Source organism: Cognatishimia activa (assembly GCF_026016445.1).
GTDB classification, from domain to species: domain Bacteria; phylum Pseudomonadota; class Alphaproteobacteria; order Rhodobacterales; family Rhodobacteraceae; genus Cognatishimia; species Cognatishimia activa_B.
The window spans coordinates 1,996,737-2,015,680 of the sequence record NZ_CP096147.1; the positions used below are offsets into that span (position 1 = coordinate 1,996,737).

At 53.4% G+C, this 18,944-nt stretch carries 23 protein-coding genes; 13 read left to right on the forward strand and 10 right to left on the reverse strand.

Annotated features, from left to right (window positions below):
* The 3 genes from M0D42_RS09950 to proC are packed head-to-tail and all read right to left on the reverse strand — an operon-like array spanning nucleotide 1 to nucleotide 2,097.
* Nucleotides 1–954 carry a 2-hydroxyacid dehydrogenase gene (locus tag M0D42_RS09950; protein WP_265018457.1) on the reverse strand — a complete coding sequence of 318 codons (954 nt, stop codon included), beginning with the start codon at nucleotides 952–954 and terminating at the stop codon, nucleotides 1–3.
* Nucleotides 951–1,289: a tRNA-binding protein gene (locus M0D42_RS09955; RefSeq protein ID WP_265018458.1), complete on the reverse strand. Its 339-nt coding sequence runs from the start codon at nucleotides 1,287–1,289 to the stop codon at nucleotides 951–953. Before M0D42_RS09955 ends, M0D42_RS09950 begins: the two co-directional genes overlap by 4 nt.
* Nucleotides 1,282–2,097, reverse strand: coding sequence for a pyrroline-5-carboxylate reductase (gene proC, locus M0D42_RS09960; RefSeq protein ID WP_265018459.1), 816 nt, complete (start codon nucleotides 2,095–2,097; stop codon nucleotides 1,282–1,284). Before proC ends, M0D42_RS09955 begins: the two co-directional genes overlap by 8 nt.
* Nucleotides 2,098–2,238: 141 nt before the next feature.
* Here proC and M0D42_RS09965 point away from each other — a divergent pair, with 141 nt between their 5' ends.
* Nucleotides 2,239–2,610, forward strand: a complete 372-nt coding sequence (locus M0D42_RS09965) for an STAS/SEC14 domain-containing protein (protein WP_265018460.1) — start codon at nucleotides 2,239–2,241, stop codon at nucleotides 2,608–2,610.
* A 43-nt stretch (nucleotides 2,611–2,653) separates the two neighbouring features.
* Here the strand turns inward: M0D42_RS09965 and M0D42_RS09970 are convergent, their stop codons facing one another.
* The gene (locus tag M0D42_RS09970) at nucleotides 2,654–3,154 is read right to left on the reverse strand and encodes a YbjN domain-containing protein (RefSeq protein WP_265018461.1); all 501 of its coding nucleotides are present in this window, start codon (nucleotides 3,152–3,154) and stop codon (nucleotides 2,654–2,656) included.
* Nucleotides 3,155–3,756: 602 nt separating this feature from the next.
* On the opposite strand from M0D42_RS09970, the gene M0D42_RS09975 reads away from it, so the two are divergent.
* Entirely contained in the window at nucleotides 3,757–5,403 is a 1,647-nt protein-coding gene (locus M0D42_RS09975) for a DUF4034 domain-containing protein (protein WP_265018462.1), read from the forward strand.
* Nucleotides 5,404–5,412: 9 nt separating this feature from the next.
* On the opposite strand, the gene M0D42_RS09980 is transcribed toward M0D42_RS09975, so the two are convergent.
* Nucleotides 5,413–5,652: an accessory factor UbiK family protein gene (locus M0D42_RS09980; RefSeq protein ID WP_265018463.1), complete on the reverse strand. Its 240-nt coding sequence runs from the start codon at nucleotides 5,650–5,652 to the stop codon at nucleotides 5,413–5,415.
* A gap of 120 nt (nucleotides 5,653–5,772) precedes the next feature.
* Between M0D42_RS09980 and lgt the strand changes: the two genes are divergently transcribed.
* The 4 genes from lgt to M0D42_RS10000 all read left to right on the forward strand — a co-directional run bounded on the left by lgt (nucleotide 5,773) and on the right by M0D42_RS10000 (nucleotide 8,763).
* Complete coding sequence (gene lgt, locus M0D42_RS09985; protein ID WP_265018464.1) at nucleotides 5,773–6,660, forward strand: prolipoprotein diacylglyceryl transferase; 888 nt, start codon at nucleotides 5,773–5,775, stop codon at nucleotides 6,658–6,660.
* A complete protein-coding gene (locus tag M0D42_RS09990; RefSeq protein WP_265018465.1) occupies nucleotides 6,657–7,709 on the forward strand; it encodes a class I SAM-dependent methyltransferase in 1,053 nt (350 codons plus the stop codon). Before lgt ends, M0D42_RS09990 begins: the two co-directional genes overlap by 4 nt.
* A 24-nt stretch (nucleotides 7,710–7,733) precedes the next feature.
* Nucleotides 7,734–8,483, forward strand: a complete 750-nt coding sequence (gene pgeF / locus M0D42_RS09995) for a peptidoglycan editing factor PgeF (protein WP_265018466.1) — start codon at nucleotides 7,734–7,736, stop codon at nucleotides 8,481–8,483.
* Between the two features lie 136 nt (nucleotides 8,484–8,619).
* Entirely contained in the window at nucleotides 8,620–8,763 is a 144-nt protein-coding gene (locus M0D42_RS10000; RefSeq protein WP_265018467.1) for a hypothetical protein, read from the forward strand.
* A 90-nt stretch (nucleotides 8,764–8,853) separates the two neighbouring features.
* Here M0D42_RS10000 and M0D42_RS10005 read toward each other — a convergent pair whose 3' ends face one another.
* Nucleotides 8,854–9,432 carry an NAD(P)H-dependent oxidoreductase gene (locus tag M0D42_RS10005; RefSeq protein ID WP_265018468.1) on the reverse strand — a complete coding sequence of 193 codons (579 nt, stop codon included), beginning with the start codon at nucleotides 9,430–9,432 and terminating at the stop codon, nucleotides 8,854–8,856.
* A 103-nt stretch (nucleotides 9,433–9,535) separates the two neighbouring features.
* Here M0D42_RS10005 and M0D42_RS10010 point away from each other — a divergent pair, with 103 nt between their 5' ends.
* On the forward strand, nucleotides 9,536–10,117 hold the full coding sequence (locus tag M0D42_RS10010; RefSeq protein WP_265018469.1) for a TetR/AcrR family transcriptional regulator: 582 nt from the start codon (nucleotides 9,536–9,538) through the stop codon (nucleotides 10,115–10,117).
* On the opposite strand, the gene M0D42_RS10015 is transcribed toward M0D42_RS10010, so the two are convergent.
* Nucleotides 10,114–10,614: an Lrp/AsnC family transcriptional regulator gene (locus tag M0D42_RS10015; RefSeq protein ID WP_265018470.1), complete on the reverse strand. Its 501-nt coding sequence runs from the start codon at nucleotides 10,612–10,614 to the stop codon at nucleotides 10,114–10,116. The two genes, M0D42_RS10010 and M0D42_RS10015, sit on opposite strands and share 4 nt — an antisense overlap.
* Before the next feature lie 206 nt (nucleotides 10,615–10,820).
* Here M0D42_RS10015 and trxB point away from each other — a divergent pair, with 206 nt between their 5' ends.
* The 3 genes from trxB to M0D42_RS10030 all read left to right on the forward strand — a co-directional run bounded on the left by trxB (nucleotide 10,821) and on the right by M0D42_RS10030 (nucleotide 14,579).
* Nucleotides 10,821–11,762 (forward strand): thioredoxin-disulfide reductase, encoded by a 942-nt coding sequence (gene trxB, locus M0D42_RS10020; protein WP_265018471.1) that lies wholly within the window; start codon nucleotides 10,821–10,823, stop codon nucleotides 11,760–11,762.
* Nucleotides 11,759–12,259, forward strand: coding sequence for an RES family NAD+ phosphorylase (locus tag M0D42_RS10025; protein ID WP_265018472.1), 501 nt, complete (start codon nucleotides 11,759–11,761; stop codon nucleotides 12,257–12,259). Before trxB ends, M0D42_RS10025 begins: the two co-directional genes overlap by 4 nt.
* Before the next feature lie 244 nt (nucleotides 12,260–12,503).
* Nucleotides 12,504–14,579 carry a bifunctional sulfate adenylyltransferase/adenylylsulfate kinase gene (locus M0D42_RS10030; protein WP_265018473.1) on the forward strand — a complete coding sequence of 692 codons (2,076 nt, stop codon included), beginning with the start codon at nucleotides 12,504–12,506 and terminating at the stop codon, nucleotides 14,577–14,579.
* Nucleotides 14,580–14,704: 125 nt separating this feature from the next.
* Here the strand turns inward: M0D42_RS10030 and M0D42_RS10035 are convergent, their stop codons facing one another.
* Together M0D42_RS10035 and M0D42_RS10040 are read right to left on the reverse strand one after the other, a co-directional pair.
* Complete coding sequence (locus M0D42_RS10035) at nucleotides 14,705–14,935, reverse strand: DUF1150 domain-containing protein (protein WP_265018474.1); 231 nt, start codon at nucleotides 14,933–14,935, stop codon at nucleotides 14,705–14,707.
* 3 nt (nucleotides 14,936–14,938) lie between these two features.
* A complete protein-coding gene (locus M0D42_RS10040) occupies nucleotides 14,939–15,352 on the reverse strand; it encodes an Hsp20 family protein (RefSeq protein WP_265018475.1) in 414 nt (137 codons plus the stop codon).
* A 172-nt stretch (nucleotides 15,353–15,524) separates the two neighbouring features.
* On the opposite strand from M0D42_RS10040, the gene M0D42_RS10045 reads away from it, so the two are divergent.
* From M0D42_RS10045 to M0D42_RS10055, 3 genes are read left to right on the forward strand one after another with little or no spacing between them, the layout of a single operon-like run.
* A complete protein-coding gene (locus M0D42_RS10045; RefSeq protein ID WP_265018476.1) occupies nucleotides 15,525–15,749 on the forward strand; it encodes a YdcH family protein in 225 nt (74 codons plus the stop codon).
* Between the two features lie 45 nt (nucleotides 15,750–15,794).
* The gene (gene purE, locus M0D42_RS10050) at nucleotides 15,795–16,283 is read left to right on the forward strand and encodes a 5-(carboxyamino)imidazole ribonucleotide mutase (RefSeq protein ID WP_265018477.1); all 489 of its coding nucleotides are present in this window, start codon (nucleotides 15,795–15,797) and stop codon (nucleotides 16,281–16,283) included.
* Nucleotides 16,276–17,349: a 5-(carboxyamino)imidazole ribonucleotide synthase gene (locus tag M0D42_RS10055; RefSeq protein WP_265018478.1), complete on the forward strand. Its 1,074-nt coding sequence runs from the start codon at nucleotides 16,276–16,278 to the stop codon at nucleotides 17,347–17,349. The genes purE and M0D42_RS10055 overlap by 8 nt, the downstream gene beginning before the upstream one ends.
* A 94-nt stretch (nucleotides 17,350–17,443) precedes the next feature.
* Here M0D42_RS10055 and M0D42_RS10060 read toward each other — a convergent pair whose 3' ends face one another.
* Entirely contained in the window at nucleotides 17,444–18,577 is a 1,134-nt protein-coding gene (locus M0D42_RS10060; protein ID WP_265018479.1) for an alpha-D-ribose 1-methylphosphonate 5-triphosphate diphosphatase, read from the reverse strand.
* Nucleotides 18,578–18,944: the final 367 nt, after the last annotated feature.

Sequence of the window (18,944 nt, forward strand, 5' to 3'; positions counted from 1 at the left end):
TTAAACAGCATTCGGCAGAGGTTCACCGGCAGAGAAGGCCCTGAGGTTATCTACTGCCATCAAGCCCATGCCCGTGCGCACCTCCATTGCAGCGGTACCTAGATGCGGAAGAAGCGTCACGTTCTCCAAAGCAATCAGCTCTTCTGGGACATTCGGTTCGAATTCATAAACATCCAGCCCAGCGCCGCCGATTTCGCCTTGTTGCAATGCTGTGATCAATGCAGCTTCGTCGACGATCTCTCCACGCGCGATATTGATGAAAATCGCATGTGATTGCATAGCTGCAAAGACTTCAGCATTGATCAGATGGTGCGTGTCACCTCCTCCTGGAAGCGCAACGACCAACACATCCACCTGCCCTGCGAGCTCTTTCAATGTCGCCACCTGTTCAGAAGGAAAATCCATCTCTTTGGCTGAGCGGTTGACGTATTTGATCGACATATCAAAACCAAAATGCGCGCGTTTTGCTATGGCCTGACCAATGCGCCCCATGCCGACAATGCCCAGTGTTTTACCGGTCATATGCAGGCTCAGGAACTGGATCGGGTGCCAACCGCGCCATTCGCCGCGTCGCACCATCCGTTCACCTTCTCCTGCACGGCGACAGGCCATCAGCATCAGAGTCAGTGCAATATCTGCGGTCGCATCAGTGACGGCGCCGGGTGTGTTGGAAACCTGCAAACCCGCAGCATGTGCCGCATCTACGTCGATATGATTGTAACCCACGCCGAAGTTTGCCAGCACCTTTGCGCGCGGGTTTGGCACATCCGCAAATATCTCTGCCGAATAGTGATCCCCTAAAGTCGGCAAAACAGCATCGTAGTCACGTAGGCTTGCGCGCATTTCATCAGCGCTCATCTTGCTTTTGTCTTGGCGCACGGTGACGGCGTAGAGCTCTTGAGCGGCAGCGATCACTGGATCAGGCAAAGGTCGGGTAATTAGAAGTGTTTTCAAAACATGCGCCCTCCCATTGGGACGTCTTTATCAGACGTAAGCAAAACAACCTCACCCTCATCATCGGGCAGGCCAAGGACCAGAACTTCGGACATGAATTTGCCGATCTGGCGTGGCGGGAAATTCACCACTGCGATTACCTGTTTTCCGATCAGGGTCTCAGGGGTGTAATGTTTGGTGATCTGGGCGGATGATTTTTTCACCCCCAGCTCTTCACCAAAATCGACCCATAGCTTGATTGCAGGCTTGCGCGCCTCTGGATAGGGCTGGGCCTCGACAATTTTGCCCGATCGGATATCGACGTTTAGAAAGTCGTCAAATGTGATCTCAGCCATTGGCGAGTTCCTTGGATCGATCCGTCGCTGCGGCAACGGTTTTGTTGATGAGGTCAGGCAAGCCAGTGGTTTCATCCATCAAAACCTCCAACCCCGCCTGTGTGGTGCCATTGGGGCTGGTGACATTGACGCGCAGCTGGCTTGGGGTTTCATCCGCATCCTCAGCAAGAGCCCCTGCCCCAGCAACCGTTGCCTTGGCCAGAGCCATTGCAAGATCAGCGTCCAAACCCTGAGCTTCGCCTGCTTTGGCGAGGCACTCGATCATATGAAACACATAGGCCGGGCCGGACCCCGACACGCCAGTGACCGCGTCCATCTGATCTTCGGCCTGAAGACGCACGACCTGCCCCACAGCGCTGAGAAGCTGATCAGCCAGATCCAAATGCGCGGAAGTTGTATATCCGTTGCCCACAATGGCAGTGATGCCTTTGCCGACAGCTGCTGGCGTATTCGGCATAGCGCGAATGATTGGCGTCTCACCACCCAGAATGTCTTCGTAGCTTCCGATTGAAATCCCCGCCGCGACGGAGAGAAAAAGCGTCTGGCCGTTGCCCATCGCCCTGAGCACCGGCAGTGCTTCGGCCATCATTTGTGGCTTTACAGCGATCAGAACAATTGCAGGTGCCGCAGGCAGATCGACATTCACATACACGCCGCTTTCCTGCACCCAGTCAGATGGATACGGGTCTTGTACGTAAACAGATTTGGCAGGCAGACCGTCCTTCAACCAGCCTTCCAACATGGCTGATCCCATTTTGCCACATCCCAGCAAAACAAGGCCTTTCTCGGCCAGATACGTCATATCCATCGGGGGCTCCTTTTACTTACGGCGCACTTTGGCGCGTTTCTAAGCGAGCGTCGAGAGCAGAATTAGCCTTGATCGCTTGACCTGCATCAACGAAAGCAATCGCGGATGCTTTAGAGTCGGTGACACCGAAAGGAGAACATCATGCTTAAGGTGACCAAGACCGGGGAAAATCGTGTCGATATCGAATTGAGCGGGAAGATCGACGCCATCAATATGCGCGTTGCTTTGGATGAGATGATCCATGCATCCGAAAACATCGAACATGGTCGCATGCTTTACACGATCCCAGAATTCGCGATGCCAACCCTGTCCGCGATTGGTGTCGAAATGACCTATCTGCCAAAGCTTTTTTCGCTGCTGGGTAAATTTGACCGCTGTGCTGTGCTAACCGATTCAGGCTGGCTGCAGAAGGCTGCTGAAATCGAAGGGGCGCTGTTCCCCGGCATCGATATAAAGAGCTTTGATCTTAAAGAGACGGAAGCCGCTGAAAGCTGGCTTGCGGAAACGGGATGAAGGGCGGCTGCGCCGCCCTCATTCCCAATGATTACAGCGTTGATTACGCCCGACCGTAGGCTTCGGCGATTGCGACCTGCATCGCGTCTTCCACGGAACGACCGCCCCATGTTGCGAGTTGCATCGCTGGATAAAAGCGCTCGGCACTCATGATGGCGACATTGATCACTGTGTCGATCTGGTCTGGGCTTGCCACTTGCCCACCCGCCAGAACCAGCCCGTAGCGGTAGATCATCAGCTTCTGATCATTCCAGAAGGTAAACCCGCCTGCCCAGCATTGGTCGTTGATGCTGTTCAGAACTTCATAAAGTTCCGCCATCTTGTCGGTTGGAGGCTCCATTTCAAAGGAGCAAACCATCTTCAGGGTCTCATCAAATGAGGACCATGCCAATGTGATGGAATAGGTCCGCCATTGCCCATCAACCGCCATCGCAATCTGGTCATCTGCGATCCGGTCAAAGGTCCAATCGTGGTGTTCTGCAATATGTTCGACAATGTCGATAGGATGAATTTCTTCTTCAAGAAACTGCTCAGAAACTGCCATAGCGCCACCTCTTTCTTGGTTTGCGCCGAGACGTGGCAGCGTCTGCTAGCGCTTGGTGCCTGCTCGAAGGGGAGTATTTTTATCTTCCCCTCTCACTTGATATGGTAGGTGCGCGAGGGTCGTTGAGTAAAGCGAAATATTTGTGGATAACGCAATTTCTTGTGGATTGTTTCAGCCATAAACGCAAATTGTCGTGTTTTCGGCAAAATATTGTATAACATAAGAAAAAAGGCCTCGCATCGCTTCGAAGCCAAAATACATTTCAATTTGTTCAGGCCGCCCTGGGCAACCGAGCCGCACTGCTCGGTCCATAAAAATCACCCATCAGCCCAATTTGCGCCACATTAAATTTGGAAGCTATCTCAAGTTTTTTTGAGGATTTCCATGTTTGAATTTGTCTGCTCCGTGTCTGCGACGCTGTTGTTGGCGTCTCACGATGCACTGCCGCAATCCATTGCCCCGGACTTTCAACACCGCATCGCGAAGTTAAGTGTCCAGCATTGCCTAATACCAGATCACCAATTCAAAGAATGCGTGGGCTCACCTTACGATACGGCAGAAATCAATTCTCTTTGGTCGGGCGGCGTTTCAGGAGAGTTCGAATGAGATACTTGCTCGCCATTACCCTAATCATTTTTGGCTCATCTGCTTCTGCCGAACCGATCACGCCCGAGGAGATCAGGTCCTTAGTCCTTGATCGAAAATTTCAAGCGCTAGAACAAGCCATGTCAAGTGCACAAGGCGCATTCGAAGCGGGTCAAACAAACGCTGAACATCTTCGTGATCTCAACATGGTTTTTGTAACCACCTCTCCAATCATTCAAGAAGCCACCGAGGAATGGTTGGAAGCCTACCCCGACTCTGTTTATGCGATAATGGCCAATGCTTGGATCGCAAACAAGATTGCTTGGACAATTCGGGGTACTGGCTATGCACACACAGTTTATCAAGATGCATGGCCTGCTTTCTACGCAGCCTCAGACAAGGCTGCGCAGCTTACATTGAGTGCCTTTTCAATTGATCCAACGTATTTGCCAGCAAGCGATGGGATGATAGCGCAAGGAACGTTTGGGAACGTCGACGTCAATGTCACGGATATTGTAGACGCTGTAATGGCGCAGGCCCCAAATGCTGGCACTCTGACCCGAGGCTTAATCGTCGCACACAAAGGTTGGGGCGGTTCTTACACGCGTGGTGAGAAAATGTGTGAGCAGCACGCCCACAAGATAACCGCCTGGGGAGATCAGGCCTTCGACATTTGCATGATACACTTGGCTTTCCAGTATAACGGCTGGAAACCTTTAGATGCATTTATCGAAAGACTTCTGCACACAGATCATTCTGCAATCTCGCAGATTCGTCACCAAGTCATGATAAAGACGCCACTATTAGATCCTGAACATATCGAGGGGGTAAGCGATGCGGAGTTCCCTTTCGAGAAATGGCAGAATGAACTCCTGCGAGAGCTATGGTCACCCGATTTTGACGACCTAGAGTTGGCAATTTCCTACGATGGGCGATTTGCGCAAAAACCGCACATCTCAATCGTAAGCGACCGAGTCAGAGAAACAGCAAGGGAGAATGCCAAGCGCGTACTCGAATATGATCCCTACAATGTGTCCGCGATTGAAACGCTTTTAAACATAGGCGGTTTCAAACCGGGCCAAGACGGACGCAAGAAATATTATGCCGTGACGGGGCTCAACTCTCCTTCGGAAACACTCAATCTTTACAAGAGACTTGCGATCGCACAGCCATGGAATGCCGAGCACTGGTCAAATTTATCACACACCTATGCCGGACCGCCTCATTCAAAAGAATCTTTTTGGAAAAAGCGAATTCTTGAACGGAACTACTTGGCGTACTCCAATCATGCGCCAGAACGCCTTTGGGAATTTATAGAAACCAATTTATATTTTGTTCGATCCTACAATTCAGCACAAAAGAAAGAGCCACAAAGTAAATTGCCTTGGATCAGCGATCTAGACCCTTCTGTTGCGTTTTATTGCCCAATTGCAAGGGCCTCAGCGTTGCTAAGCGTTGCCTGCGAAAACCCGAGAGGCTCGCAGAATGAACAGGCTTGCTGGAGCGCCGACTTTCAGAAAGAACAGTTGGAGACAATTTCGAACAAAATTCGAACTCACCAGGACTGCCCTACTGCCATCAGCAACAATATCGAAGGCTGGATGTTCAAACCAATCGAGTTTGAAGCTGATGAGTTGAGCGTATTTCTGGAACAAACGAATTGAGCACTAGGTTTACTTCCCTTCCAGAGCTTCAATACGGGCTTTCAAGGCTTCGTTTTCTTCGCGCGCCTTCTGCGCCATGGCGCGAACGGCGTCGAATTCTTCGCGTGTCACAAAGTCACGATCTGCCAGCCAGCGGTCCATCCAGGATTTCATGGCGTTTTCCGCCTCATCCTTTGCTCCTTGGGCCACACCCATGGCGTTGGTCATCAATTCGGACATATCGTCCATGAACTTATTGCGCGTTTGCATCGGTCACACTCCGCCTTGGATTAAATACATTTAGGTTCGCACCATTTGATCCCTATATGGGGGCAAAGACGGTTGGCCTCAAGGTTGACCTCGCCCAAAAGCAGAGGCACAGAGACGCACATGCAGGCCATGATCCCCTTCCCCGATATTTCACCCGAGATTTTCACGATCTCGCTTGGTTCCTTTGAATTCGCGCTGCGCTGGTATGCGATGGCCTATATCGTCGGTATCTTGATCGCCTGGCGGATCACGGTGCGCGCGGTTGAAACACCCCGGCTTTGGAATGCGCAAGGCGCGCCAATGGATCGGCTTCGGGTCGAGGACCTGCTGACTTGGGCCATTTTGGGTGTGATCATCGGTGGGCGCCTTGGTTTTGTGCTGTTTTATCAACCTGGATATTACCTGAGCCACCCCGAAGACATTCTGAAAGTCTGGCAAGGCGGCATGGCTTTTCATGGCGGCATGCTGGGTGTGGTGATCGCCGGATGGATTTATTGCCTGCGTCACGGATTGCCCAAAGCCTCTGTGGCGGACGCGATTGCGCTGGGCGTGCCAGTCGGGCTGATGCTGGGGCGTATCTCCAATTTCATCAACGCCGAACTGTGGGGGCGGGCGACGGATCTTCCTTGGGGCGTGGCGTTTCCAGGATTTGACGCGCAGGATTGCGGGCAACTGCAGGGCCTATGCGCGCGCCATCCAAGCCAACTCTATGAAGCCGCGCTGGAAGGTGTGCTGCTCTTAGCTGTGCTGTTATGGCTCGCTTGGAAAAAGGGCGCATTGAAGGCACCTGGCCGAATTACAGGTGTCTTTTTCCTAGGTTACGGGCTCGCACGCTTCGCGGTGGAATTCTTCCGCCAGCCTGATGCGCAGTTCATTTCTGAAGGCAACCCGCTTGGTCTTGCGCTGCATTTTGGTGGCGTCGGTCTGACCATGGGACAAATTTTGAGCCTTCCAATGATACTTGGCGGCTTGTGGCTGATGCGCCGCGCTGCCAAAGTGGGGGCATGAGTCTTAGAGACATTTTGATCGAGCGCATTCGTACGATCGGCCCCATGCGGGTCGCCGACTATATGGCTGAATGCCTGATGCACCCCCAACATGGGTATTATGCCACCCGCGATCCGCTTGGCGCGCGAGGGGATTTTACAACAGCGCCAGAGATGACCCAGATGTTTGGAGAACTCATTGGGCTTTCATTGGCGCAGGCATGGATGGATCAGGGCGCACCCTCTTCCTTCATTCTTGCAGAGATTGGTCCAGGGCGCGGGACGCTCATGGCGGATCTGTTGCGCGCGACAAATAAAGTTCCAGGTTTTCATGATGCCTTGGATCTGCATTTGATTGAGGCCTCCCCTGCCCTGCGCCGCAAACAACGCGAGCTTTTGGGAGAAGCCACTTGGCATGACAGCATTGCTGATTTGCCGGAAGGTCCTTTGTTTCTGGTCGCAAATGAATTCTTTGACGCCCTACCCGTGCGCCAATTCATCCGTGAAGGAGAGCTGTGGCGGGAGCGCCTTGTCGGGTTTGAAAACGCTCAATTCTGCTTTGGTATGGGTGCGCCTGTGGATCAGCCCGTTTTGCGGCACCGGCTGGAAGACACCGAAGAAGGTCACCTGGTTGAAGTTTGTGAGCCAGCGCATCCGATTGTTCATGAGATCGGCAAACGCATCAAACGCCATGGAGGTGCGGCGTTGATTATCGATTACGGTGATTGGCGTTCCCAAGGAGATACGATGCAGGCGGTGAAAGGTCACCAAGAAGTAGATGTATTGGACCTCCCTGGAGACAGTGATCTGACCGCGCATGTAGATTTCGAACTGCTGTGCGCTGCGACCCCTAGTCGGTTTTCCCGCGTGACCCCCCAAGGGGTGTTCCTTGAACGCCTCGGCATCACCACGCGTGCGCAGGTTTTGGCCCAGCAAATGGAGCCGGTACAAATTGAACAGCATGTCGCTGCACATCGGCGCTTGACCCACCCGGAAGAAATGGGAAATCTGTTCAAAGTTGTTGCCTTCTATCCGGAGGGCGAAACCCCGCCTCCGGGCGTTGATCCCTAAGTTTCGGTCAGTGAGCGTGCAAGCATGAGCCTTGAGATATTAACCTCTGCAAGCCTGTCCCCCGTGAAACACGGGTTTTTCACGCGTAAAGGCGGAGCCTCCTCGGGTGTTTTTTCTGGCTTAAATTGCGGAATGGGCAGCAGTGACCAAAAGGAAATGGTAACGATCAACCGCGAGCGTGTTGCTGCAGCGATGGACGTCGACACTCTTGCGCGCGTGCATCAGGTACATTCGGCTGATGTCGTTGTGGTAGATGGACCGCAAGGCGATGCTGAAGAAGCGGATGCCATGGTCACCAACGTTCCGGGAGTTGCGCTTTCCATTCTGACGGCGGATTGCCAACCGGTGCTGTTTGCAGACCGCGAAGCCTCAGTCATTGGCGCTGCCCATGCCGGATGGCGCGGAGCTTTGGATGGCGTATTGACCAACACGGTTGAGGCGATGCTTGGCCTGGGCGCCAAACGCAAGAACATCCAGGCTGTGATCGGACCTACCATCAGCCAGCGCGCCTATGAAGTCGGACCAGAATTTCTGGATGAGTTTTTATCAAACGATGGCGAAAACAACCGCTTCTTTATCCGTGGCGAAGGAGACCGCTATCTGTTCGACCTTCCGGCCTTTGGATTACATTGCCTCCGCCTCGCAGGCGTTGAACTGGCTGAATGGACGCATCATTGTACCTATTCTGACCCTGATCGTTTCTTCTCCTATCGCCGCGCAACTCATAAGAAAGAGGCTGACTACGGTCGCCTGATCTCGGTTATTCGCCTTTAAACCTTGGCGAACCGCCCCGGTTTTACCTCTGCAAATCCCCGGAAATTTTAAATTGTTGCCCCACGACTGCCCCAATTGAAGGCGAGATTGTTCAGGAACAGAGAACAATCCCGATTGGGCAAGACGGAGCAGTCAAATGTGTAAACAACGGTTTTTGAAATCGATCCTGGAAACATCCAAGTCAGAGCATGTGGTTCTGCCATGGGCCAAGAAGCGCCTGAACGGCGCTGCAGTTCAGGTGACCCTGAAGCCAGCGATGCCAGCGCGCAAAGTTGCATAAACGAATTTTCCCCCGGAGTGAGAACTCCATCCTCCCCTGAGAAACTCCCCGCCAGACCACCGGCGGGGAATTTTTTGTCTCATGTACAGGTCACTGCGCTTGCGCCGCAAAGCCCTTAACGCGCCGCGACCAAGTCTGAACATGTTTCTCCGTCGCTTGGGTTGCCCCGGAAAAGGCTGTGATTTTGGTTTTTAATCCAATGAAACCGAGGATTTGCTTTTTCAGCTGCCATTTTAATGCGTTGCGATAAAAGAGCCTGAAATACCAAGCCGGAGTATCTGAGGTTAGAAAGACGCGGGCCGTCCTCCCCTTCAACATCGGCTTGGGGAGTTTTCCCCGTGTATCAAAAGTGCGACCAGGCAAAAGGCTGCGATCAAAAAGGCCCTTTAACTTGGCAGGCAGCCCGCCCCACCACATTGGTGTCGCAACGACGACATGTTCGGACCATTCAATATTTGACAGCACCTCTTCCAATACAGGCTCCAATGGCTTCGGGCTTTTGTAGCCCCCTCCACCAAAATCCAAATCGAAGTTCATCTCGCTGACATGCGCCACGCGGACTTCATGGCCTGCATCTCGCGCTGCCTGCGCATAGGTAACTGCAATCGTCCGTGACAAAGATTTGTCAGCGGGATGTCCATCCAAAACAAAAATACGCTTTTGTGCCATGAGTCACTCCATTAATTGACCATGGTCATTTTCCTATTATCAAAAAGTGACCGCGGTCAATATCAAATTTGACCATGGTCATAAAACATGTCAAAACGCGCTTATGGTGAAAGTTCAGGCCCGCACTTTAAAAACCCGCGCACGATTACTGGATGCAGCACGAGAAATCGTGTCGGTGTCAGGCTATGAAGCTTTGCGCGTTGAGGAAGTCGTCTTGCGTGCAGGTGTAGCCAAGGGCACCTTCTTCTCGCATTTTCGAGACAAAGACGCCCTGATGGATCAGCTGATCGGCGAGAAGATCGATGAATATCTGAATGAAATTGAGACTCGCCATCCACCAAAATCCGTCGAAGAATTGGTCGACATCCTCATACCCCTTTCGGATTTTATGACATGCGAGCGCTATGTCTTTGACGTGATCCTGCGCCATTCGGGTTCTGCAGCGAGTGACTACATGGGGCCGATTGCCCAAACTTTTGAACGCCACGGTCGCGTTTTCGGGCAATGGTTGGCGGGCGGCCCCTTCCGGCGGGATATTGATGCCAACCTGCTGGCCGAAGGCATTCAGGCCTTTTCCATTCAGGCCATGGCCCTGAAGTTCTGTGCAGCACATACAGAAATACCGATGCGCGACATGCTGCATCGGTACTTTAAAGCTTGGTTGATTGTCGGTGAACAGGCTTAGGCTGTCCGGCTGATCCGCTCTTCAAGAACATCAAACGGCACGCCGGGTTCATCCTTAGCATCGCGGATGACCAAGGAAGTTTTCACGCTGGCCACATTTTCGGCCTTAAGCAGGTCTTCGGTGAGGAAGCTCTGGAACGTAGACAAGTCTGGCGCCACGCACTTCAAGATGAAATCCACCTCGCCATTCAGCATGTGGCACTCGCGTACTAACGACCATCCGCGACAACGCTCTTCAAAAGCCGACAAGTCGGCTTCGGCTTGGCTGTTGAGCCCAACCATGGCGAAAACTTGAACTTCAAATCCCAGTTCACGAGAATCCACATCAGCATGGTAACCACGAATATAACCGGATTCCTCCAAGGTCCGCACCCGACGCAGACACGGCGGAGCCGAAATCCCAACGCGCTTGGCCAGCTCAACGTTGGTCATACGTCCGTCAGCCTGAAGCTCAGCAAGGATCTTTCGGTCAATGGGATCAAGCCGTGTACCGGGCATGCAATATTCTCCATGAAATTTGCAGTTCTTATAGCAGCAAGTCGGCAATGCGCAATTATATTTCGCGTGACGCTACGATCGTTTCAAGAGCGTGCGTCTTATGCACCATGATTTGAAGTCATAGCCGCCATGTCAGGGGTTTTCGTTCGGCCTGTGCGAGTCTATATCCCTTGCCTAACGCGAAATCGCAAGCATGGGTGGGAAATATGGGCGAGACCAAACACACGAAGGTTCTGATCATTGGATCGGGACCAGCTGGCTACACCGCAGGCGTTTATGCAAGCCGCGCCATGCTGTCACCAATCTTGGTGCAGGGTATCGAGCCAGGCGGTCAGTTGACCACAACAACCGAAGTTGAAAACTACCCGGGCTTCACCGAAGTTCAGGGGCCTGACCTGATGATCAAAATGCAGGAACACGCGCAAGCGATGGGCTGCGAAATCATCGGCGACATCATCACTGAGCTCGACACCGAAAGCCGCCCCTTTGTGGCGAAGGGCGACAGCGGCACGACCTACACAGCGGATGCTGTTATCCTTGCAACCGGCGCACGCGCCAAGTGGCTGGGGCTGGACAGCGAAGAGAAATTCAAAGGGTTCGGCGTTTCTGCCTGCGCGACATGTGACGGCTTCTTCTATCGCGGACAAGAGATCGTGGTCATCGGTGGCGGCAACACCGCCGTCGAAGAAGCGCTCTTCCTGACGAACTTTGCTTCCAAAGTGACTTTGATCCACCGGCGCGATGAACTGCGCGCAGAAAAGATCCTGCAAGAGCGCCTGTTCAAGAATGAAAAAATTGAGACTCTCTGGTTCCATGAACTGGAAGAAGTTATCGGCACCGATGCGCCTCTCGGCGTAACCGGCGTAAAAGTCAAACACACCAAAACTGGCGAGATTAACGAGATCCCATGTGCCGGTGTCTTTGTTGCGATCGGTCATGCTCCGGCAACCGAACTCGTGAAAGACGTGCTAGAGACCCACAATGGAGGCTATGTCAAAGTTGAAGCTGGCAGCACACGAACCTCGATCCCAGGTATTTTCGCAGCGGGCGACCTGACAGACCATGTATATCGTCAGGCGGTGACCTCTGCGGGCATGGGCTGTATGGCAGCTTTGGACGCTGAAAAGTTCCTCGCTGAGAGCGAGTGACGCTTCAGGCGCATATTAAAACTGTGGTGGGGCGCTTCTGGCGCGCCACCTTTATCGGACAAGAACATCACCTTTTGTCCCCCGCCCAAGCCCCACGCGGACGATGGCACCACTCCCATCAAAAAACTCTGTATCTCTCTGGCACTCCTGACGGGTGCCGTATTGCAGTAAAAGCCTATCAGCGTTCAGATGATCCTCCGCGTCGAATTTTTCCCATCGATGTAAAGCAGGCGCGCGTTCTGGATTTAAGAAAACCTGAAACACGCGAAGCCTGCGCGACCACTTTGGCTGAGATGCACGTCTTTTGGGCCGACTTACACGCGGCAGACCAACACTCTCCTACTTGGGAGGTCAGCGATGCCGCAAGAGCGCTTGGTGTTGACGGTCTTCTTACACCCTCGCGATCACGCCCCGACCTGACGCATCTTACACTCTTTGAGTGGAATCAACCGGAGGCACCGCAGGTTTCATTGGCTGGAAAGCCCATCGATTTTTAGAGATATTCCGGGAAATCATTCTAAATCTGCCCCAAAAGTCTCAAACAAGGAAAAAGACTTTCCTTGAAACAGATATTTGAGAAACACCTTCCTCACGAACAGCGATGACGACAGGAGGCTGTTTTTGTTCCCGTTGCAGCGCCGCAACATCGTTTCTTTCCGCGAATTTGCCCCATTTTTTTCTTTATTGAGACTCTGAGCTGTGTGATATGTTCACGCGTGAACACACATTGAGCCGAGCATAATGACAGCCCCAAAGGGAAAAAACGGTTTTGCTGAGGAAGACCTCCTCTTCCGCCTTCTGCGCCAGCTGGACACAGCGCCAGAGGCCTCTCAGCGTGCAACCGCAGAAGCCCTCGGGATTTCATTGGGACGCCTGAATTCACTGCTGCGAAATGCCGTTGAAAGCGGCCACATCAAAATCAGTGAACGCGACGGCCCGGACAAACGCCAACGTTTCGCTTACGCGCTGACCCCAAAAGGGGCCACGGCCAAGACCCGCCTAACCGACGCCTTTCTTGCCAGAAAATTCGCTGAATATGACGCTTTGCATGCAGAGCTGACCGGCACGACCTCTGGCTTTAATCCTTTGAAATCAAGGACCAAAATCATGCAAAGTAACTTTGCTCCAATCCCAGAACTCTTCGTCTCTTACGAGAGCGCGCAGAAGATGAAAGTCGAGGCTGCCGATCTGACCAGCCACGACCTGACACCACGCCAAATCTGCGATCTGGAACTCCTGATGAATGGTGGCTTCAACCCGCTGAAAGGTTTTCTGACCGAAGAAGACTACGACGGCGTGGTCGAAAACATGCGTCTCGCGGATGGCTCTCTCTGGCCAATGCCCATCACATTGGACGTGTCCGAGAACTTCGCCGCCTCAGTCGAGCTTGGCCAAGACATTGCCCTGCGCGACCAAGAGGGTGTGATCCTTGCCACCATGACCGTGACAGACCGTTGGGAGCCAAACAAATCCCGCGAGGCAGAGAAGGTCTTTGGTGCGGATGACGATGCCCACCCAGCCGTAAACTACCTGCACAACCAAGCAGGCAAGATTTACCTTGGCGGTCCGATTGTTGGTATTCAGCAACCGGTCCACTACGACTTCAAAGCGCGTCGCGATACACCAAACGAATTGCGCGCCTACTTCCGCAAAATGGGCTGGCACAAGGTTGTGGCCTTCCAAACCCGCAACCCGCTGCACCGCGCGCACCAGGAACTGACCTTCCGCGCCGCCAAAGAAGCTGAGGCTAACCTTCTGATCCACCCTGTTGTTGGCATGACCAAGCCGGGCGATGTGGATCACTTCACCCGCGTTCGCTGCTATGAAGCTGTGCTGGATCAATACCCGTCTTCCACCACCAATATGTCATTGCTAAACCTCGCAATGCGAATGGCTGGCCCGCGCGAAGCGGTTTGGCACGGTCTGATCCGCAAAAATCACGGCTGCACGCATTTCATCGTTGGCCGCGACCACGCCGGCCCGGGCAAAAACAGCCAGGGTGAAGATTTCTACGGCCCATATGACGCTCAGGACTTGTTCCGTACCCATGAAGAAGAAATCGGCATCACCATGGTTGATTTCAAACACATGGTCTACGTGCAGGAACGTGCGCAATACGAGCCAAATGATGAGATCGAAGATCGCGACGATGTCACCATTCTGAACATCTCCGGCACTGAATTACGTCGCCGCCTGGCGGAAGGTCTGGAAATCCCTGATTGGTTCTCCTTCCCGCAAGTGGTTGCAGAACTGCGCAAGACAAAACCGCCACGCTCGAAACAGGGTTTTACCGTTTTCTTCACTGGTTTCTCTGGTTCGGGCAAATCCACCATCGCCAATGCCTTGATGGTCAAGCTGATGGAGATGGGTGGCCGCCCTGTGACACTGCTGGATGGTGACATCGTGCGGAAAAATCTCAGCTCTGAACTGGGCTTTTCCAAAGAACACCGCGACCTCAACATCCGCCGCATCGGCTATGTCGCCTCTGAGATCACCAAAAATGGCGGCATCGCCCTTTGTGCACCAATTGCGCCATATGCGACCACGCGCCGTGCCGTCCGCGAGGATATCGAGCAATTTGGCGCCTTCGTGGAAATCCACGTAGCAACCAGCATTGAAGAATGTGAACGTCGTGACCGCAAAGGCCTCTACAAACTGGCGCGCGAAGGCAAGATCAAGGAATTCACCGGCATCTCAGACCCTTACGATGTGCCTGAATCCCCGGAGCTGCGCCTTGAGACCGAAAACACAGAGGTCGACCACTGCGCGCATCAGGTGATCCTGAAGCTGGAAAGCATGGGGCTTATAAAAGCGTAGGCCAGAGACATTTCAAAAAAGAAAACGCGGCTCAACTGAGCCGCGTTTTTTTGTTTACGAAACCGCCAGCGGTGTCTGGTCGCCCTTTTCCAACTCCCTTGCAGGGACAAGAAAAGGCAGATCCTTTAGTGTACAGTCACCGGCGCATAGTCATTTTGACGCGCCAGAGCAAAAGCCAATCCGCGATCTTTCACCAGCGCAAGGCGCTCACCATCAGAGGCTGCATGCACGGCATAAAGATGGTCGGTGCCTTTCACCTCTTCCTGTAGATCATCAGGCAGATCGGCAATATCCACTTCTCGGATGTAGACCATGCGATCATGGGTCAACGCGTCGATATTCACTTTGCTGTTCATCGCTTACCCCTTCTTGATTTGAATAGTTTGAACCACGGTCTCTGGACGCGAGCGGGTCAAATCGACATGAAGCAACCCGTTTTCCATGGCCGCTTCTCCAACCTCGACCCCGTCTGCCAAGACAAAAGACCGCTGAAACTGACGTGCTGCGATTCCCCGGTGCAGGAACACACGGTCGGCCCCGTCATCGGTCTGACGACCCCGGATCACCAGTTGGCGATCTTCCACGGTGATCGACAGGTCTTCCTCTGCAAACCCCGCAACTGCAAGCGTGATCCGATAGGAATAATCCGACGTTTGTTCAATGTTAAAAGGAGGATAGCCTTCGTTTCCAGTCTTCGCTGTGCGCTCCAGAAGGCGCTCCAGCTGCTCAAAACCCAGCATGTGGGGGTAAGACCCCAATGTCATCTTGCTCATCGACACGTCCTTTACGTAAAGCGACCGTGATAGTTCTGGGCCCCGTTATGGCGACCCCTTCAAGATCAATATGGGCATGGCAGATATCGAGCGCAAGGGCTTTGCTCTTGCACGTCAAAAGGGTATTCTTTCAACAATAGCAAAGAGTCAGCACGAAGACCCAGGGGCCCCAATGAACGCACAGAACGATCTGTCCATGAAAACCAACGATGTTCTACGCGTGGAACTCGAGGTTTTCCGGCAGGAACATCGCGATTTGGATGAGGCCATTTCGGCTCTGGTTGAGCGTGGAATAAGCGATCAGCTGACAATCCAGCGTTTGAAAAAGCAGAAACTGCGTCTGAAAGATAAAATCGCCCATATCGAAGACCGTTTAACGCCAGATATCATTGCCTAAGGGGGCAATCCCGCTATAGTGCGCGCTCCTTTCAAAGAGGCGGATATGACGGACATTAAAGTGGGAATCATCATGGGCAGCCAATCCGATTGGCCCACCATGAAAGAGGCAGCTGACGTGCTGGATGAATTGGGCGTTGCTTACGAGAAAAAAATCGTCTCAGCCCATCGCACCCCTGACCGCCTTTGGGACTATGGCAAGACCGCGGTAGACCGCGGCCTGCAGGTGATCATCGCAGGTGCTGGCGGGGCTGCCCACCTCCCAGGTATGATGGCCTCTAAAACGCGCGTTCCCGTTGTTGGCATTCCAGTTCAGACCCGTGCACTTTCGGGCGTCGACAGCCTCTATTCGATCCTGCAAATGCCACGCGGCTTCCCGGTTGCCACCATGGCTATTGGCGCAGCGGGCGCTAAAAACGGTGGCCTGATGGCCGCCGGTATCCTTGCGCTACAAGACGAAGCGCTTGCCAAACGTCTGGATGACTGGCGCGACGCCTTGTCAGCCTCAATTGCGGATGAACCAGTCGATGAGTAATCCCCTCCCTTTAGGTAGCACCATCGGTATTCTTGGTGGCGGCCAGCTTGGTCGCATGCTCTCGGTTGCAGCCTCCCGTCTGGGCTACAAGACCCACATCTTTGAACCCGGCGCGAATCCTCCTGCGAGCCATGTGGCTGATCAAGTGACCACAGCGGCGTATGAAGACAAAGCCGCCCTGCTGGCATTTGCGCAGTCGGTTGATGTAATCACCTATGAGTTTGAAAACATCCCAACGTCTGCGTTGGATATTCTTGAAATCCACCGCCCGATCCGTCCGGGCCGCGAAGCGCTTCGGGTGAGCCAAGACCGGATCACCGAAAAAGAATTCCTCTCTGATCTGGGATTGCAGGTGGCCCCTTTCGCCGCCGTTCAAACCGCTGAAGAGCTCTCCGAAGCGCTCGATACAATCGGGACGCCGTCGATCTTGAAAACCCGTCGTTTTGGCTATGATGGCAAAGGCCAGGCGCGTTTGAATTCGGATGCGGATGCACCAGCAGCACTGGCGGATATGGCTGGATCTCCCTCTGTGCTGGAAGGCTTTGTAAAATTCAGCCACGAGGTTTCTGTGATCGCAGCGCGCGGCGTCACAGGTGAGGTTGCTTGCTTTGATCCCGGTGAGAACGTGCACGTTGGAGGCATCCTGCGCACGACTACCGTGCCTGCCAATTTGCCAGGCAGCATGCGCATGGATGCTGTTCTGATCGCCTCCAAGATTCTGAATGCATTGGACTATGTTGGCGTCATGGGGGTGGAGCTTTTTGTGACCGCTGGGGGCCTTGTCGTAAATGAAATCGCCCCGCGTGTGCATAACTCTGGCCATTGGACGCAAAACGGCTGTGCGGTTGATCAATTTGAACAGCACATTCGCGCAGTCGTGGGCCTGCCGCTGGGCGATGGCAAACGCCATTCAGATGTGGTCATGGAGAACCTGATTGGCGAGGACATGGAGAAAGTGCCCGCGCTGCTCAAAGAGCCCCATGTCGCGGTGCATCTCTACGGCAAAGCCGAAGCCAAGACTGGGCGCAAAATGGGTCACGTTAACCGCGTGTCCCCAAGCGCATAAGCGTTCAAAGCGGCGGGTCCGGTGTCAGACCTTCTTGATCGGACCATCCCCCGCCGCTTCTAGGACGCCTTTTCTGTGGATTGCGTGACCGTAACTAGTGAAGCAGGCGCTCTGCCACACCACCTGTGAGATGTGAAAATCGCCCGGCCACCATTGTAGCCTCAATCCGTCGTGTTTCAGGATTTAGGATCACAAGATCCGCTCGAAGACCGCTTTCCAATCGGCCACGATCTGAAAGTCCAAGAAGCCGCGCAGGCCCTTCTGAAACAAGTTTCCAGGCGGTTTCCAATGGTAGTACTTGATCATCCACCAAACGAAAGGCTGCCTGCTTTAGCGCTGGATAGTGATAATCAGATGCCAGCGCATCACAATATCCTGACGCGATGACCTCCGCCGCTGAAACCTTGCCGGAATGAGATCCTCCCCGCACCACGTTCGGGGCACCCAATATCACCTGACCAGCCCCATCTTTCGCGGCCTTAGCCGTTTCGATCGTTTCAGGGAATTCTGAGAGCGAGATACCCATATCCTGGAACAGGCCACGTGCTTCGGGCGTGTCGTCGTCGTGACTTCCTAGCAAAACATCCTTTTTAATCAGTCGCTTCGCCAAAGCAGCCAGAGCACCGGTCACATCCTCTGATCGAGCATGTAGCGCCTTCAAAAGCTCCAAATGCGCCTCCGGACTACGTCCGCTTTTTAATGCCTGCCCTGTGTGTCTGGGTGGGCGCTTCCCCTTGTTGAGCGCGTCATGCGGCAGGTGATCATTGAAGACCACATAGGGCACGTTGAAAGCGTCAATCAGCTCTTCGAACACAGAATAGTCGTCTAACAAATGGGTCTCAAACCGCATCTGTATGCGCGTGTCTGTCAACATTTCACAACCGCGATGAGCCTCTAGAAAACGCCGAGCGAACTCAGGTCCGCGCATACCGCCTTCCCAGCTATAGAATTGAGCCAATGTCGCGGTCGCAATGCCATTGGCGGCGAGCTCCGCATCTGCGGACATTAAGCCCTGCCCCAAATCTCTCAACGCACCCCGGCGCGGCGCCAGATGTCTCTCAAACCCATCGCCATGAACATCAACCATTGCAGGCAAGATCCAATAACCTGACAGGTCCACACTTCGGGCATCTATTTCAGCAGCCAAAAGACCATCGGACACCGCAATCGGAGTTGGCTCCAAGCCGTTTGGTCCCAAGACTTCGGCATTTACAAAGCTGATGCGCATAAACAGTTCTTCTCGTTAGCTCGTGCTGCCAAAGGACATCAACACGCCTTCAAATATGAGTGGCTCCCAATGGGAGCCGTTTAGTGGTGGACCCATGTAAGAATACCCCGTCCATGGATCAGTCTTATTGATTTTGTTGAGAGACTCCAACACCCGGAAGCAAAAGGCGGTGATTTTGGATATTCACTGAGCGCGTTAAACCAGATCATGTCTACCGAAGGCGGCAGGTACGGAATTCTACACAGGATGCCCAATATGGATGAGTTAAGTTTCACCTCTAAACCCAAGCTTTGGGATCAAGGCTTTTGGACTTAAACGACAACCGGCGGCGACAAATCGCAACGGTTTCGCAGAATCCTTCTCAATT